This window comes from Sulfurovum sp. TSL6 (assembly GCF_019972115.1).
Taxonomy (GTDB): domain Bacteria; phylum Campylobacterota; class Campylobacteria; order Campylobacterales; family Sulfurovaceae; genus Sulfurovum.
The window spans coordinates 165799-180874 of the sequence record NZ_BPFJ01000001.1 but is presented as its reverse complement, the minus strand read 5'-3'; the positions used below and the strand labels follow the sequence as shown (position 1 = coordinate 180874).

General features: G+C 39.6%; 16 protein-coding genes. 3 read left to right on the top strand and 13 right to left on the bottom strand.

The features are described 5' to 3' along the window. Positions 1-31: 31 nt before the first annotated feature. From LDM93_RS00845 to LDM93_RS00820, 6 genes are all read right to left on the bottom strand, one after another. Positions 32-961: an alpha/beta fold hydrolase gene (locus LDM93_RS00845; protein WP_223890003.1), complete on the bottom strand. Its 930-nt coding sequence runs from the start codon at positions 959-961 to the stop codon at positions 32-34. Between the two features lie 8 nt (positions 962-969). Continuing rightward, the gene (locus LDM93_RS00840) at positions 970-1575 is read right to left on the bottom strand and encodes a bifunctional 2-polyprenyl-6-hydroxyphenol methylase/3-demethylubiquinol 3-O-methyltransferase UbiG (protein ID WP_223890001.1); all 606 of its coding nucleotides are present in this window, start codon (positions 1573-1575) and stop codon (positions 970-972) included. A gap of 27 nt (positions 1576-1602) precedes the next feature. Beyond that, positions 1603-2118 (bottom strand): methylated-DNA--[protein]-cysteine S-methyltransferase, encoded by a 516-nt coding sequence (locus LDM93_RS00835; protein WP_223890000.1) that lies wholly within the window; start codon positions 2116-2118, stop codon positions 1603-1605. Positions 2119-2120: 2 nt separating this feature from the next. Continuing rightward, positions 2121-2471, bottom strand: coding sequence for an MmcQ/YjbR family DNA-binding protein (locus tag LDM93_RS00830; RefSeq protein ID WP_223889998.1), 351 nt, complete (start codon positions 2469-2471; stop codon positions 2121-2123). A gap of 193 nt (positions 2472-2664) precedes the next feature. After that, positions 2665-3291 carry a zf-TFIIB domain-containing protein gene (locus LDM93_RS00825; protein ID WP_223889996.1) on the bottom strand — a complete coding sequence of 209 codons (627 nt, stop codon included), beginning with the start codon at positions 3289-3291 and terminating at the stop codon, positions 2665-2667. Beyond that, complete coding sequence (locus LDM93_RS00820; protein ID WP_223889995.1) at positions 3292-4287, bottom strand: SPFH domain-containing protein; 996 nt, start codon at positions 4285-4287, stop codon at positions 3292-3294. A 282-nt stretch (positions 4288-4569) separates the two neighbouring features. On the opposite strand from LDM93_RS00820, the gene LDM93_RS00815 reads away from it, so the two are divergent. After that, on the top strand, positions 4570-5289 hold the full coding sequence (locus LDM93_RS00815; protein ID WP_223889994.1) for an isoprenylcysteine carboxylmethyltransferase family protein: 720 nt from the start codon (positions 4570-4572) through the stop codon (positions 5287-5289). Between the two features lie 157 nt (positions 5290-5446). Beyond that, a complete protein-coding gene (locus LDM93_RS00810) occupies positions 5447-5749 on the top strand; it encodes a hypothetical protein (protein WP_223889993.1) in 303 nt (100 codons plus the stop codon). Between the two features lie 27 nt (positions 5750-5776). Here the strand turns inward: LDM93_RS00810 and LDM93_RS00805 are convergent, their stop codons facing one another. From LDM93_RS00805 to gltB, 7 genes are all read right to left on the bottom strand, one after another. After that, a complete protein-coding gene (locus LDM93_RS00805; RefSeq protein WP_223889992.1) occupies positions 5777-5986 on the bottom strand; it encodes a hypothetical protein in 210 nt (69 codons plus the stop codon). 50 nt (positions 5987-6036) lie between these two features. After that, complete coding sequence (locus LDM93_RS00800) at positions 6037-6693, bottom strand: hypothetical protein (RefSeq protein ID WP_223889991.1); 657 nt, start codon at positions 6691-6693, stop codon at positions 6037-6039. Positions 6694-6776: 83 nt separating this feature from the next. Beyond that, positions 6777-7571 carry a hypothetical protein gene (locus LDM93_RS00795; RefSeq protein WP_223889990.1) on the bottom strand — a complete coding sequence of 265 codons (795 nt, stop codon included), beginning with the start codon at positions 7569-7571 and terminating at the stop codon, positions 6777-6779. A gap of 112 nt (positions 7572-7683) precedes the next feature. Further along, positions 7684-8253 (bottom strand): thiamine phosphate synthase, encoded by a 570-nt coding sequence (locus LDM93_RS00790; protein WP_223889989.1) that lies wholly within the window; start codon positions 8251-8253, stop codon positions 7684-7686. Between the two features lie 9 nt (positions 8254-8262). Next, positions 8263-9105: an acetyl-CoA carboxylase, carboxyltransferase subunit beta gene (accD, locus tag LDM93_RS00785; protein WP_223889988.1), complete on the bottom strand. Its 843-nt coding sequence runs from the start codon at positions 9103-9105 to the stop codon at positions 8263-8265. 16 nt (positions 9106-9121) lie between these two features. After that, on the bottom strand, positions 9122-9847 hold the full coding sequence (locus LDM93_RS00780) for an inositol monophosphatase family protein (RefSeq protein ID WP_223889987.1): 726 nt from the start codon (positions 9845-9847) through the stop codon (positions 9122-9124). Positions 9848-9856: 9 nt separating this feature from the next. Then, entirely contained in the window at positions 9857-14272 is a 4416-nt protein-coding gene (gltB, locus tag LDM93_RS00775) for a glutamate synthase large subunit (RefSeq protein WP_223889986.1), read from the bottom strand. Between the two features lie 171 nt (positions 14273-14443). Between gltB and recO the strand changes: the two genes are divergently transcribed. Further along, positions 14444-15073, top strand: coding sequence for a recombination protein RecO (recO, locus tag LDM93_RS00770; RefSeq protein ID WP_223889985.1), 630 nt, complete (start codon positions 14444-14446; stop codon positions 15071-15073). The last annotated feature ends 3 nt before the right edge of the window (positions 15074-15076 follow it).

Here is a 15076-nt window from a genome sequence, read left to right as displayed (position 1 = left end):
TTGATAAAATTATCCCACCTTTTAACCTTGACTATTTCTTCATTTCTCGAATGAAGCTCTCAACTGCATCAGCTGTTTGTTCAGGGTTTTCAAGTATCGGTACATGTCCTATCTCTTTAAATATTACTAATTGACTGTTCTTAATGGTATCATGAAATAAAGATGCATTGTCTATGTGTGTCATCCTGTCTTTCTCTCCCCATAGTATAAGTGTAGGAATATGGATCTTTTTTGCAAGATCATTTAAACAACAGACATCTTTATACATATCCTCATAAAGTATTTTTTCCAACTCACGTCTTTCACACTTTTCTTGAAGAAGTGCCTCTTTAATGATATCTGGAATATAGGGAGGCTTGTTCAAAGAGTAGCGTAAAAGTGTTTCCAGTCTCGCTTCGGTACAGACATCATAGAGTGGATTTTTATCGGATCTTTCTACGAGTTTGACGCCGTCACTTTTGGTTTTATCCAAGCCCATTGCATCTATAAGAATGAGCGCTTTTAGCGTCTCTTCATGACTTCCTGTATAGCGTAAAGCAATAGCTCCTCCCATAGAGTGGCCAAAGAGATAAATGCCTGTCAGTTTTTTGGCTTCAACAAAGGCGTGTAATCTTTTTGCCTGGTCCGAAATCGTATAACTCAATGTCTTTTCCGAGACACTCTCTCCATGTCCTGGCAGATCAAGTACAATAACATGATATTTGTCATCCAATGCTTCGATGAGTCTGTTCCACGTATCCTTATTCCCACCAAATCCGTGAACAAACACCAGTGTTTCATCACTTTTGACACTGTTTTCAAGGTAAACTATCTTTCCAAAATCCAAAGTGATACATTTTTTCTCTAACCCTGCCGTGTAACGTTCATACTGCATTACCATACTATAGAGTTTTGTTGCACTGTCCGTCGTCAAACTCAAAACTGCAATTAAGATAATGAGGATAATCTTTTGGATTGACATGAGCTATCCTATTTTCTATAAAGCGCACAACATCTATAGGGTGCTACGGGTTTACTCTCTTTTTCTTTATCGACATAGACTTGTTCCAGCCCTTCTTTCTCAAAAAGTGTAAATTCATCTGCGTACAATGGCCATGGTGGTCCACCATAATTATCTGTATCATCCTGTGTATGCGCATAGACTAACAGCTCTCCCTCTTTAGCCACAAGAGAAGCGATGATACCCACCAGTTTTTCTCTGTCTGCAGGGGGTAAAGACTGAATAGTCAACCCTTCATAGACAAAATCATATTGACCCACAGAGGATTCAGGCATATCATAGATATCTCCTACATAAAAGTCGACCCTGCTATCAGGGTGTCTCTTCTTGGCCAGGGCTATCGCGGAAGGAGAGATATCTAAAGCGTCTACCTCATAGCCATACTTTTCCAAGATCAGTGCATCATCGCCTAAACCGCATCCGATAACCAATGCTTTTTTACCTGTAACTGGGCCTTGCTGACTTAAGTGTTTTTCCAAATAGACATTAGGCGCAAGTGTCGCCCATGGGATAGATGAGAGATCATTATGCTCTGCATTCTCATAGACTAACTCAAAAAAGTTTTTCTTTTCCATTTTCACCTACTTTAAAATATAAAATAATTATATCGTAAAGATATTTTGTTCAAGCGCCAATAGCTTTTTCTTCGCTTCCAAACCACCTGCATAACCTCTCAAAGAGCCATCAGATCCGATAACACGATGACAAGGGATGAAAATAGACATAGCATTGGCACCTACAGCTGAGGCTACAGCCCTTACGGCTGTTTTGTTATCAATTTTTTGAGTCAGATCCTTATAAGAAACAGTGGTACCAAAAGGAATTTGAAGCAATCCCTGCCAAACAGACTTTTGAAATGCTGTGCCAACCAAAAGCAGAGGCATATCAAATGTTTTACGTAAGCCTTTAAAGTACGCTTCCAGTTCTTCTTTTGCCAAATTCAACACCTCATTCTCTTCTTCGACAAAAACGGCATGAAGGCCCTTTTGCACTCTTCTATCTATACTTTCTCTGCCCTTTCTGTATCGCCAGTCAGCTATGCAGAGTTTATTGTCATAGGCCCCTAAGATCATTTCTCCGACAGGTGTTTGGAAGTATTGTATGCTGATCTTGTTCATCTTTACCCCAGTAAAGCTTTTTGTTTCTTGGTCAATTTCTCATACACCAGATCATAGGAGTGGTCTATCAGTTCTTTCACTGTTTCTTCATCCACATCGGAATCTTCTACCGTCACTGTGTTCCAATGCTTTTTATTCATATGGTACCCTCCTATGATACCCTTATAGAGCGAGCGCAGTTCCAAAGCATAGATCGGGTCACATTTGAGGTTGACCGATACAGGTCTATCTTCTGAGGTCAAAGCAAACATTTTTTCACCGATGCGATACACACGAACCTTCTCATCAAAAGGATAATCAAAGGTCACACCCTGTTTTGATCGTAAATAAGTATCTAATTGTTCAAAGTTCATCGTCACTATACCTCAATGTCAACGTATTATCTTTCTGAATCATACCATAGCTTGAAATACATTATTGATTTATCAACACTATAGAGTGAGTGTAGTTATTTGAACAGTTTTCATTATAAAACCTTCATATAGCACATTTTATAAGGTTTTGACTTTTCAAATAATTATCATTATAATATAGAGCTTTAGAACTTCAACCACCTTGTATCCAGGTGAAAAAATCACCTATTGGGTCAAAGTATGAAGATAGTCTTGACTCTTCATACATATATCCCTTATTGGATGACTGATTATTTCTTGAAACTTCACTTTTTTTTGCGGATCCTCCAGCTTTTTTCCATTCAAAGAGCTGCTTAAGTTCTCCTCCATCAAGCCAAACTCCATGCCTAAGGCATCTGTCAACTATCACGCCGCTTACAGATCTATAGTTGATTCGTTGCATCATGTTTTCACAGACTGGGCATCTTCTATAGCTAATGACCGATTCCTGTTTCTGTCTGGGATTATCCTGGACAAAACGAAGCACCCTGTAATCTACTTCAACTCTTAGACTTGCCTCTCTTTTGATAAGGTGTTCTAAAATATCCTCGGTTATGAATACCCCATCACAGTCATTACATCTTTTGACAACTATCCTCTCTCTTTTCCCTATATTGATATTATCAAAGGCAATGTCACACACTGGACAGTTGTGGTCTTCACTCATCTCTTCAATATCAACTTTTGAAAGTACTCTTAGGTTCAGAGGGTTTCTTTGACCGCAATAATCACAGATAGGACCTTTTTTAGGTAATGGGGCTGAACAAAACTTACATTTCATCTATACTTCATCCAAAATAGACTGTTTCTTCTGTGTAAACTCCTCTTCTGTAATAAGCTCATTAGTAAAAAGCTCTTTTAACTGCTGGAGTCTTTGGGTTACTGACTGTTTTGCTTCAGATTCCTGAAAAGGTTTTCTGAGTTCTGATGACAATGCCTCGCCTGCGCCAGCTCCGAGAAATACACCTGCGGCCCCGCCTTCATTATTTGAAGCCGCTTCAAGCGCATCCAGTTTTCTCATATCCTGATAACTTACGCCCACTGATTTTGCTGCAAAATGAGTTGCTTGTGTATCTGCTATCTTTCCGATTCTATCTCTAGTGTTTGCATCGAATTCAGTTCCTTCAATCCTGAAGTCGGAGAGATGAAAACCTAAAACATCGAAAACCTGATCCAGTTTTTCTGTCAATGCATCACCCAGTTCTTCTCTCTGTTCATCTATGTGGTTATATGATACTTTTGATTCTGCAAATGTATCACTCATTGGGTGAACAATTCTGGCATTAATGATCTTTCTGAGTTCCTCTATACTGAAGTATTCACGCTCTCCTACTATAGAGACAAAGAAACTTTTAGGATCTTTTATCTGCATACTGTAATTACCAAAAGCAATAAGCTCTACGGGGAAGTCATAAACAGGATCCATGTATTTAATGGGTGCTACAGTTCCCCATTTCTGATCAGTGATGATCGTTTTTTTATAGAAGTAAAATTCCGCTTTATGCTCACTCTCGAAGAACTGCATTACCTTTTTTAGGGTTGTAATGAAAGGTATGTTGTCTGTTTTGATATTGAAGAGCCCTTCTTTGTCAAACACTGCTCTGATCTTCCCTTCATAGACAAGAATACAACCTTGTGTAGGGCCTATGATAAGTTTCGATGCATTCTTTATCTCATCTCCGTTACTGCTCCATCTGTAAAACAATGCATCTTCATTGTCAGTATCCCATTGTATCACTGAGCGTAGCTGTCTTTCTAGTGGATCAAAAAATGGCATTCTTACTCCTGTTTCTCTATTTTTTTATTTTTGCTAAAAAGTTTAATTTGTGTGTTCTAATCAAATAATTATATCAATGTGTATAAGAAATAGGCTGAAGATCACATATAGTTTGAAAACCTTATAAAATTATATAACTTTATGAGGTTTTCAATCGAAGATATATTTTTTTATATCAAGACACTTTTGATATACTCTTAATATTGATATATACAATCGATGGGCAGCACATGTTTATGATAAGCCACTCATTGAAATTTCGGCTTGTTTCGGAGTAAAAAAATGACATCGAAAACCGTTGATCCAAACATAAATCAAGCTCCAAGCCCTCGCTTGTGGTTTGCTTTGATCTTTACGTATCTGTTCATCCCACTGATCCTCCTGGTCTGCGGAGGAGATGTTAGCTGGTGGCAGGCCTGGGTCTTTTTAGTACTGATATTTCTAGCCGGTATAGGCGGACGAATCTTGGCAGAAAAGCGGCATCCGGGAATTCTGGTAGAACGGGCTACCTCGGAAAAGACACTGAATGCGAAACCATGGGATAAAGTGCTTTCCCCACTGATGGCTATAAGTCTCACATTCCCCCTTGTTATTGTCGCAGGACTTGATCACCGCTATGGGTGGACACCTCTGTTTTCGACATGGCTTAACATTCTCGGTCTCGTTATTATCGCACTTGGGTATGCATTTGCCGCATGGGCTTTAGTAGAGAACCGCTTTTTCTCCAGTACGGTGCGTATTCAAACGGATCGGGGACATTCGGTCTGCGATAGTGGCCCTTACCGGATCGTACGGCACCCAGGCTATGCCGGGAACCTTCTGGCGCTTCCGGGCATGGTGTTGGCCTTAAACTCCATGTGGACCCTTATCCCTGCAGTAGCGGCGTTGTTTATAGCAGTGATGAGAACCGCACTGGAAGACAAAACCCTTCATGAGGAGCTGCCGGGGTATCGAGATTATGCAAGGCGTGTACGCTATCGCTTATTTCCTGGAATCTACTGAGAGTATCTAATCCAAAATTGAGAGGGATATATTAAACGTTAACTCAATCTTTAATTAAAAAATACCTGTTTTAAAATATCTTCAAGCAAATTTAACATTACTAGGGTAAAGTAACAACAAATAGATCATTATGAACTTTTAAAAAGGATAGCAGATCATGAATCCCTCTAACAAAGAGCTACGACTACGTAGGAACTGTCAGCTATATGTGTATCTACTGGTATCACAAGGTAAAGGAATTCCAGAAGAGATACAGGAGTGTGCAAACTCGTATGATTATGACTTTCTTGTTGACTGCGTGGCACAGTTGTCAGCGGAGATTGAAAACTTAGACAGTGATACTTTCGATAAGATAGTAAATAACAAAGAGTCACACGAGGCACGTGAGCTTGCTTACTGGTGGGAGATGCACCAAGCGGCTAATAAACTGGGTGATGAGATAGTTAAGACCTGTTTATAGGGGTTGTGCCAGAAGGTGAATTCTTATTTATAGTTTTGATTTACGTCTCCATGCGGTATATGTTGAGTATGATGGATTTCCATCAACCATCATGTCATATGCGTGTTTATAGCTACAGTTATACTTTTCCTTATATGCATTAACAACTTCCAGGACCATTTCTCTATCTTCTTTTTTGTACGTACCTCTCAATGACTTGACGAGATTGATCGGTTCCATGTGCATACTCATATCCATACATATCCTTTTTTGTAGAAGTCTACATCATTATTCATTAAGAGTCCTCTTTATCCTTCAGAAGCCATTCGTTCAAAGAAACCTAAAACCTCTTTGATAACCTGGATTTCATCTTCTGACTTTGGACAAAAGTCCAGATGCACTTTGATATCATGTTGTTTACAGGCCTCTGCAAAATATGCCGTTTCATTTTTCTGAGGAACTTCATCCACATTTTCATTCTCACACAGGTAAAAAACAGGAAAAGTATCGGTTGCATTTAAAAAATGCGTCAGATCATTTTCCTTAATAGATGTATCGCCATCACTTGTTTTTTGTAATCTTATACAGGGTGTATCTGCATAGACTGCATTGGCCCTACATAAAATACCGTGCAAAATAGCCCCATAACCACCCATACCGCTTCCGTAAAGATAGATATGATCTTCACATTCATACTCTTCGGCGATCTGCTCTATCAGTTTCTGTAGAAGATCTTTGACAAAAAAGTCTCCTTGTTCACCTAACCAACAGTACGCTTTATTCTCATCTTTAAAATAATCCAGGGGTGTGAGTACATTCCACATTTTGTGTTCGAAGTGTGTTGCTTTCTCATCTAAGATAACGATCAAGGGCACAAAATTCGAAACTAAAGCTGCAGGGGTAAAACGATAAAATAGTTTTCGCTTATTGTCATCTTCAATAGTTAAAAGGTCTTCATTACCCATCGTTACTCTACTCCTGTTTTAAAGCGCATTTATCAATCGCATTTCTTTGTATCACCATGGATTCACCGACACGGAGATACGTATTATTTGACTTTTGTATTCTCTTCCAGTTTTATATTTTCAGGGTTGATGAGACTTTCAATATCCGCATTGGTCAGTGTTTTCTGCATTAAAGAACCTTTGTCAAGATCCAGTGACTTAAAAGTGTGATCTTCTAAAAGTTCAACAAATTCAAAAATCTCTTTTGTAATGGCAAACTCACCTTCGGTTACTCTTATCTTCTTAAAATGCTCTAAAATGGTTTGTGTTGTTTGATTTTCACTTTTTTCTATTTCCTGATTGCCAAATGCAATAACATAGACACCCGCCTGGGCAGCTGATTCTACAAAATTTTTGATTCTTCTTAAATCAAATTCTTCTGTGGGAAAGTTTTCTAAATTCATCAGTACCAGATGATACATCTTTTTAAGTTTGGATTTTTGATTATGTTCATTTATCGTAGGCCTGTTGCAACACAGCAACTCTTTATGACGGGAGATAATCGTCTCTTCAAGCTCCTCAAAAAGTGCTGACATCATCTTAGGATTGAAAGCCGTTTTATAGAGCTGAATATACTGTAAAGGCGAAAGATTATAGAATTTCTTTCTACCAAAATCAAAAAGATCAACTTTTAAACTCTCATGGGGCATGGTAGAGAGCAATTCCAAACAAAGACTCTCCAGTAACTTGTCAGCCTTTGCTTCAGAGGCATTATCATACAAGAGGCAAAATCCACCATCATCAGTGACCGTATATAAAGGGATACTGTCATCACCTTTGTGTAAATCTCCTATATGAAATCCCCATGGAAATGCATAATTCTCATCTTTATCTGCCATACTGTACTTCTCACTTATTTTTTTGCTGCATTATATCACTAACTAGATTAGGAGGCTCTCTTCTTTTCTTTAAGAGAATTCAAAAGTATCTATTTGAAAAAATCCTCAGAGCTTACTTTAACCCGTTGTAGAGTCCACTGCCTATCACTTTATACACAATAGGCGCTTCAAAGCTATCATCCATACGAACACCACCTATAATACCCACCGGGTGTTTAGAGTATTTGGCAGCATCAAGGAGTGTTTCACCTCCGACATTGGCTTCACTTTTTGTGTCAGTGGCTCTGTAAGCCCCTAAACCTATATAGTCAAGGTCTAAGATATTTGCCTCAAGTATCTCTTCTTTATCATGTGTTGAGAGCCCAAGAAGCTTGGTTCCTATCTTTTCACGTACCAGTTTCACTGCTTCTTTCAGGTCATGACTGTATTCACGAAGGTCTTCTTGGCCGAGATGCAGGCCGTCCGCATAGGCAATAAGTTCAACATTGTCATTGATGATGAGTTTTCCATCATAATGTGCCCGGATGATCTCTAAATCTTCTTTTTTTTCTTCCAGTGAAGCCAGTTTATTCCGGTATTGGAGTATAGGTATATTGGGGAAAGTGGAAATATGTTGAAGAAGTATTTTTAATGAGACACCTTTTTGCTTCAGTGTCTCTTTGTCAACAAGTGCATAGATCATACGTATATTTTAACTTGCCTTCTTGTTAAAAAGTTTAAACAAGTCAGAAAGTGTTTGATGCATATCAGGACGATCTACGATCATGTCTATAAGTCCATGCTCCAGTAAGAATTCTGAACGTTGGAAACCTTCTGGAAGATCAACACCCACGGTCTGCTTGATAACCCTTTGACCTGCAAATCCAATCAGTGCTCCCGGTTCAGCCATGATGATATCACCCAACATAGCAAATGATGCAGAGACACCTCCCATAGTAGGATCTGTCAAAATAGAGATAAAAGGTAAACCTTTTTGGTGCAGTCTATTGAGTGCAGCAGATGTTTTACTCATTTGTAGCAATGAGTAAGTACTCTCTTGCATACGTGCACCACCAGAAGCAGAAACGATGATAAATCCACACTCATTTTCTATAGCCCTGTTGATACCACGAACGATTTTTTCACCTTCAACTGAACCCAAACTACCACCCATGAATGAGAAATCAAATACTGCTATTTCAACGGGTTGACCACCGATAGTGCAAGAACCGCTCATAACAGAAGAACTTTTACCTGTTTTATCTTTGGCTTCTTCTATACGCTTTTTATACGTCTTTTTATCTGAAAACTTCAATGGATCTACAGGTGCCAAAGTACTGTCACATTCTACAAAAGATCCTTCATCTACAATAGATGCTATACGCTTTTCAGCAGAAATTCTAAAATGATGGTTACATTTAGGACATACATTTTGCTTGGCCTCTACTTCTTTATAATACATCAAAGAGGTACATTTTGGACATTTTATCCACTGATTAGGTGTCTCTTGTGTTGTTGATGCTGTTGTGGCTTTTTTAAAAATATTTCCAAACATTCTTACTCCTGCATACCTATAATTTATCTATTAATATTTCTATTTTCTTTGCTATGCTTTTTTCTTTCGATACTATAACATAATCCGCCTCAACAATTACTTCTAAACCCTCACAAAGTGCCAAACCTGCAGCAAAGTCGTAAATGCGAAACTCTCCCATAAAAAGTACATAATTTACTGTATGGGCATAAGCCAATGAAAGTGCTATAGCACCAGGTGATCTAAACTTCAGCTTTTCTTTGTCCAATGCTGCAACCAGTTCAGGGTTTGCATAGGCTTTTTCAAAAAGTCCGATTTCAGCCTTTTCACTGCTGTGTGGGTCATGAAATGTTTTTGAAAAAAGTTTGCCCTGTTGTACTTCACTGGTAGAAGATTTAAAAAAAATATCTCTATTGGCAAGATTACATACCACTGCAGCATCTAAAATACCTTCAGCATTCACTTTTGCAACAGATGTACCGTAAAAAGGGAAAAGTGAAAGGGCATTGGCTGAACCGTCTATGGGATCAATGATGATCTTTTCTTCACCCTCACCTATAATACCGCTCTCTTCAGACTCTATCTGTCCAAAGTCACCTAAGTATTTTACAAATATCTTTTCGGCAAAAAGATCAAGTTTGGAACTGACGTCACCACCAGCACCGACTTCGGTCTTTTCAAACCAGGAAGTATCAAAGCCGTCTTTCATTGCCTCTGCTATTTCTTCATTGGCTTGTATACAGGCTTTGATGAAATCTGTCATACTTTTAGTTTACTCGCCTCTTTTTTCAGCTGCTATCGTTGGTTTTACCCCTCTTGGTGCAACCATCCAGAACTTTCTGATCTCAGTTCTGAAATGTTCTAAAATATAGGCTGCTCTTTTGGATCCTGTTTTTTCTGCATAATCTTTAAGAAGCGCTTTAAGCTCAAACATTTCAGTATCCCATTCATCTGTATCGATACGAAGTGGTTCAACAAGCTCCAGATTCACTTTTTCATAAAATCCACCTTCGGTATCATAGACAAATGCTTTACCGCCTGTCATACCTGCACCAAAGTTCACACCTGTTGTTCCAAGGATGACCGCTGTACCACCTGTCATATATTCACAAGGATGATCTCCTGTACCTTCTACCACCGTTGTAGCTCCAGAGTTACGAACACCGAAACGCTCACCTACTTTACCATGCACATACAGTGTTCCACCCGTCGCACCGTACAGACAAGTGTTACCACCAAGTGCAAATTCGCTACCCGCGTTATCAGAAGTGATCACAATTTGACCGCCGTTCATACCTTTACCAATATAATCGTTACCGGCACCTTCAACATTAATGTTGATACCCTTACTCATGAATGCACCAAGAGATTGTCCTGTTGTTCCTTTCATATTCAGCGTGATCGTACCATCAGGCAATCCTGCATTTCCATGAATTGCAGCGATCTCACCAGAAATTCTTGTAGCAAAACTTCTGTTCAGGTTTGTTATCTTTCTATTGATCACGATAGGCGTAGATGGATCTTCAATCGTCGCTCTAAGTTCTTCAATGATCTCTTTTTCAAATTCATTTTGATCATATGGTTCGTTAAACGGTACTTGACATGTATTGACCCCATCAAGTTTATAAAGTAACTCTTCAAAGTTAAACTTCTTGGCAAACGCATCGTCTATCACATCAAGTAAGTGATTTTGTCCAATAATCTCTTCAAGAGAACGATATCCAAGTTCTGCAAGGATCTCTCTCACTTCTTCTGCCATAAGCGTAAAGTAATTAATCACCTTTTGCACATTACCGGTAAATCGTTTACGTAAGTGTTCATCCTGCGTCGCTACCCCTACACCACAGGTATTGAGGTGACATACTCTTAGCATAATACACCCGACAAGAACCAGGGCGCCTGTACCAAATGCATACTGCTCTGCACCGAGTATCGCTGCCTTTACAACATCCAGTCCGGTTTTGAGCCCACCGTCTGTCTCAACAGTGACCTGACCTCTCAGGTTGTTAGCTTTGAGTGCATTATGCGCTTCTATCAGTCCAAGCTCCCAAGGGTTACCTGCAAACCTGATAGACCCAATAGGTGCAGCACCCGTACCGCCATCACTACCAGAAATAATAATCTTATCAGCATATGCTTTTGCAACACCTGCTGCAATAGTCCCTACACCAGCAGTAGAAACAAGTTTTACTGCCACTTTAGCATGAGGATTGACCTGTTTCAAGTCAAAAATAAGCTGTGCCAGATCTTCAATAGAATAGATATCATGGTGTGGCGGAGGTGAAATAAGTGTCACACCCGGTTTTGTAAATCTAAGCTCCGCGATAAGTGGAGATACTTTGCTACCCGGAAGCTGTCCGCCTTCACCTGGTTTTGCCCCTTGAGCCACTTTGATCTGTAACTCTGTTGCTGAACGTAGATACTCTGGTGTTACACCAAAACGTCCTGATGCTACCTGTTTAATGGCCGAGTTCTTCTCTGTACCATAACGGGAAGGAGACTCTCCTCCCTCACCTGAGTTGGATTTACCACCGATCGTATTCATAGCAACGGCAAGTGTCTCATGTGCCTCTTGGGAAATAGACCCCATAGACATTGCCGCGGTTGAGAAACGCTTGAAGATCTCACTGAGTGGTTCTACTTCATCAATACTGATAGAGTCTCTATCACTTTTAAGCGTATAGAAGTCACGAATAAATTTTTTATCTCTATGGTTTACAAGTCTTTGTACTTCGGCATAATCCTCTTTACTCCCACTCTCTGCACATTTTTGAATAGCTGAAATCGTAGGACGAGAGAAATCATGGAACTCTTCACCTTTTTTATATTTATAATATCCACCTTTGTAGAGTACATTTTTCTGACCCTCAAAATCAGAAGTAAAAGCACGTTGATGATTAGCCGTAAGACGTGCATCGATATCTTCATAGCCAAGACCAGGCAGTAGTCCTCTTGTACCGCTAAAACAATCTTGTACAATTTCTTGACTCAACCCGATCACATCAAAGAGTCTTGAGTTTCGGTAAGAAGAGAGTGTTGATATCCCCATCTTTGACATGATCTTCATCAGTCCTGCACCCATCGCTCTTCTGAATCTTTTAAGTACGACTTGAAGATCTTCATCACCTTCATGAAGCTCCGCAACTGTATAGTAAAGCAGATAAGGGAAGATAGCCGCTGCACCATAGGCGATCATGGTTGCTGCAGAGTGTGGGTCAAATACTTCACCTGTGGCAGCCACCATACTGGTCAAGTGTCTGAGTTTTGCATTTAACAGTGCTTGACTCAAACGTCCTATCACCATAAGCATAGGAATGACTTTGGTGTTTTCATTCAGATTTCTGTCATCCAGGATAACCGTTCTTACACCATTGTCTCTTACATCTGTGATCACCTTTTGAACAAGAGCATCCAGACTTGCTTTAAGGTCTGTCGTATAGGTTGTATCATATTTACCTACTTTGTAAGCAGGATCGTACTTCTCATTGTCCTCATCTCCAAACTCCTGAAGAATATGAAATTTTTCCGCAGACATCATTGGAAGTACTGTTTTCAATCTCTTTGCATGTTCTGCATCATCTGCAAGCACGTTTCTGACTTCACCAAAACCTGTATTGAGGCTCATGACCGTTTTTTCACGAATCGGGTCAATAGGAGGATTGGTAACCTGTGCAAATTTTTGTTTGAAAAAATCCGTAAAGTTTCTCTGTTCTGTTGAGAAGGCTGCGATAGGAGTGTCATCACCCATAGCACCTGTTGTCTCTTTACCTTCAGCGATCATAGGTTTGATCACTTCTCTGAGTACTTCAAGCGTATAATTGAAGTAACGCTGTCTCTCTTCCATGTTTCCATACTCGATCGAAGATTTCGGTACTTCAGTATTGGGTACATGCTCCTGAAGATAACTCATATTTTGATTCAGCCATTTGTCATACGGATAAGTCGCTTTGATATAGTCATCTATGTCACCGGTTTTAAGGACTTTCCCGTGCTTAAGATCGATCCCCATCATTTCACCTGACTGCAGTCTTCCTCTTTCGACAATATCCTCTTCAGGGATCTGCAGTACTCCATACTCAGAAGAGATAAGCAGTCTGTTGTCTTTGGTTCTGATATATTTTGAAGGTCTCAATCCGTTTCTGTCTAACACACAACCAATATAACGGCCATCTGTCATACTGACAGCCGCAGGTCCGTCCCACGGTTCAAAACAGGTACTTGCATACTCATAAAATGCTCTAAGATCAGAATCCATATGTGGTGCATTATGCCAAGGTGCAGGGATCAAAGAACGTGCTGCTTTAAAGAAGTCTACACCATTGACACGTAAAAACTCCATAAAGTTATCTAAACTTGCCGAGTCAGACATATCATTTTGTATGACATTGGTAAGTCTTGTCATCTCTTCATCTGTAAATACTTCTGATTTGACTGCAGCCATTTTTGCTGCCACGTTAAATCTGTTTGCAGTGACAGAGTTGATCTCACCGTTGTGGGCTATCATTCTGAAAGGCTGTGCGAGCTTCCACTCAGGAAGTGTATTGGTCGAGAAACGTTGGTGGAAAAGACAAAATGAAATTTCAAAATCTTTATTGTCAAGATCTTTATAAAACTCTTTAATGTGCGTAGGCATCACCAATCCCTTGTAAGAGATCACCGATGTTGAAAATGAGGGAATGTAGAAGGTTGGGTCTTCCATGAGCTCAGCCTCTATCTCTTTACGAGAAAGGTAGACCAATGCTTCAAATCTGTTTGCAGCCACGGCAGATTCAGGTGCTACAAATACTTGTTTCATCATAGGCAGTGATGCCAATGCCTGTTCACCCAGAGCATTGGTGTCGACAGGTACTGTACGTGTGTAAAGCACTTTAAGGTCATTGTTCTCACATACTCTGTTTATCACATCAAAATCTGTCTTATTGTTTGAAAAAACCATCGCTACTGCATACGTCTCAGGTAATACTACACCATCAGCTGCTGCTTCTTTGTTGAAAAATGATTTAGGAAGAGAGAGCAAAAGACCTGAACCGTCTCCTGTCTTACCATCTGCTGCGATAGCCCCTCTATGCATCATACGTGACAATGAAGTAATCGCATCTTCCAAGTTTTTGTGTGACGGAGTATTGTCGATAGACGCTAAAAGCCCAAATCCACAGTTATCCTTAAACGAAGTAAATAAATCTCTCATATCCCAACCTTAAAAATAATATAACCAGAACATCATATAGTGTCCCTAGAATGGTGTGGATTATACTTAAATGTACGTTAAAAGCTCTTTAAGGCTCCGTTAAGCCCATATTCTCGTACATGTAGTCTGCTCTATTTTTAACATCATTTTGACTATAATTAAAAAAAATAATTGGGGTGTATTATCAAAGGTTTTATACTTTCTGTCAGAAAAGCCAAAAATGAAGACTCTATCGCACTGGTACTCAGTCCAACAGAAGTCAGAACTTATTACCGTTTTTTTGGTGCAAGACACTCCATTTTACAGCTCGGAAATCTTATAGATTTTGAAGTAGAAGGTGAAGGGAGCAGCTTTCTTCCCAGGCTGCGTTCACTCTCTCACATGGGTTTTCCATGGCTCTTTGACAAAAATAAACTCCTGCTATGGCACAATTTCATCAAACGCTTTGAACCTCATCTCAAAGATGCAGAAGAGATAGACTCTTTTTACTTCGATCTGCTTCTCTCTGCAGCCAAAAAATGGGATAAACAAAACCCTAAGCGCATTGTCTGTGAGTCTTACATCACTCTACTCGAATATGAAGGCAGACTGCATCATGATGAACACTGCTATATCTGTGAAAATCGTATAGAAGAAGAGATCGCCCTCATGCAATCGTTCATTCCGGCACACCCGGCATGCCTCTACACTTCTGCTCTCCCTACCAAAAAAGTACTAGACTTTTTTCAAACTAAAAAGACGGTATTTTTAGAAGACCATGAAGTGGATTATCTCTTTGAAATTGTAATGAAAGGCTTGTAATGT

What these genes read in the sequence shown, in the direction of transcription:
- LDM93_RS00845 (WP_223890003.1), bottom strand. Translation starts at nt 961, where the DNA reads ATGTCAATCCAAAAGATTATCCTCATTATCTTAATTGCAGTTTTGAGT.
- LDM93_RS00840 (WP_223890001.1), bottom strand. Translation starts at nt 1,575, where the DNA reads ATGGAAAAGAAAAACTTTTTTGAGTTAGTCTATGAGAATGCAGAGCAT.
- LDM93_RS00835 (WP_223890000.1), bottom strand. Translation starts at nt 2,118, where the DNA reads ATGAACAAGATCAGCATACAATACTTCCAAACACCTGTCGGAGAAATG.
- LDM93_RS00830 (WP_223889998.1), bottom strand. Translation starts at nt 2,471, where the DNA reads ATGAACTTTGAACAATTAGATACTTATTTACGATCAAAACAGGGTGTG.
- LDM93_RS00825 (WP_223889996.1), bottom strand. Translation starts at nt 3,291, where the DNA reads ATGAAATGTAAGTTTTGTTCAGCCCCATTACCTAAAAAAGGTCCTATC.
- LDM93_RS00820 (WP_223889995.1), bottom strand. Translation starts at nt 4,287, where the DNA reads ATGCCATTTTTTGATCCACTAGAAAGACAGCTACGCTCAGTGATACAA.
- LDM93_RS00815 (WP_223889994.1), top strand. Translation starts at nt 4,570, where the DNA reads ATGACATCGAAAACCGTTGATCCAAACATAAATCAAGCTCCAAGCCCT.
- LDM93_RS00810 (WP_223889993.1), top strand. Translation starts at nt 5,447, where the DNA reads ATGAATCCCTCTAACAAAGAGCTACGACTACGTAGGAACTGTCAGCTA.
- LDM93_RS00805 (WP_223889992.1), bottom strand. Translation starts at nt 5,986, where the DNA reads ATGGATATGAGTATGCACATGGAACCGATCAATCTCGTCAAGTCATTG.
- LDM93_RS00800 (WP_223889991.1), bottom strand. Translation starts at nt 6,693, where the DNA reads ATGGGTAATGAAGACCTTTTAACTATTGAAGATGACAATAAGCGAAAA.
- LDM93_RS00795 (WP_223889990.1), bottom strand. Translation starts at nt 7,571, where the DNA reads ATGGCAGATAAAGATGAGAATTATGCATTTCCATGGGGATTTCATATA.
- LDM93_RS00790 (WP_223889989.1), bottom strand. Translation starts at nt 8,253, where the DNA reads ATGATCTATGCACTTGTTGACAAAGAGACACTGAAGCAAAAAGGTGTC.
- accD (WP_223889988.1), bottom strand. Translation starts at nt 9,105, where the DNA reads ATGTTTGGAAATATTTTTAAAAAAGCCACAACAGCATCAACAACACAA.
- LDM93_RS00780 (WP_223889987.1), bottom strand. Translation starts at nt 9,847, where the DNA reads ATGACAGATTTCATCAAAGCCTGTATACAAGCCAATGAAGAAATAGCA.
- gltB (WP_223889986.1), bottom strand. Translation starts at nt 14,272, where the DNA reads ATGAGAGATTTATTTACTTCGTTTAAGGATAACTGTGGATTTGGGCTT.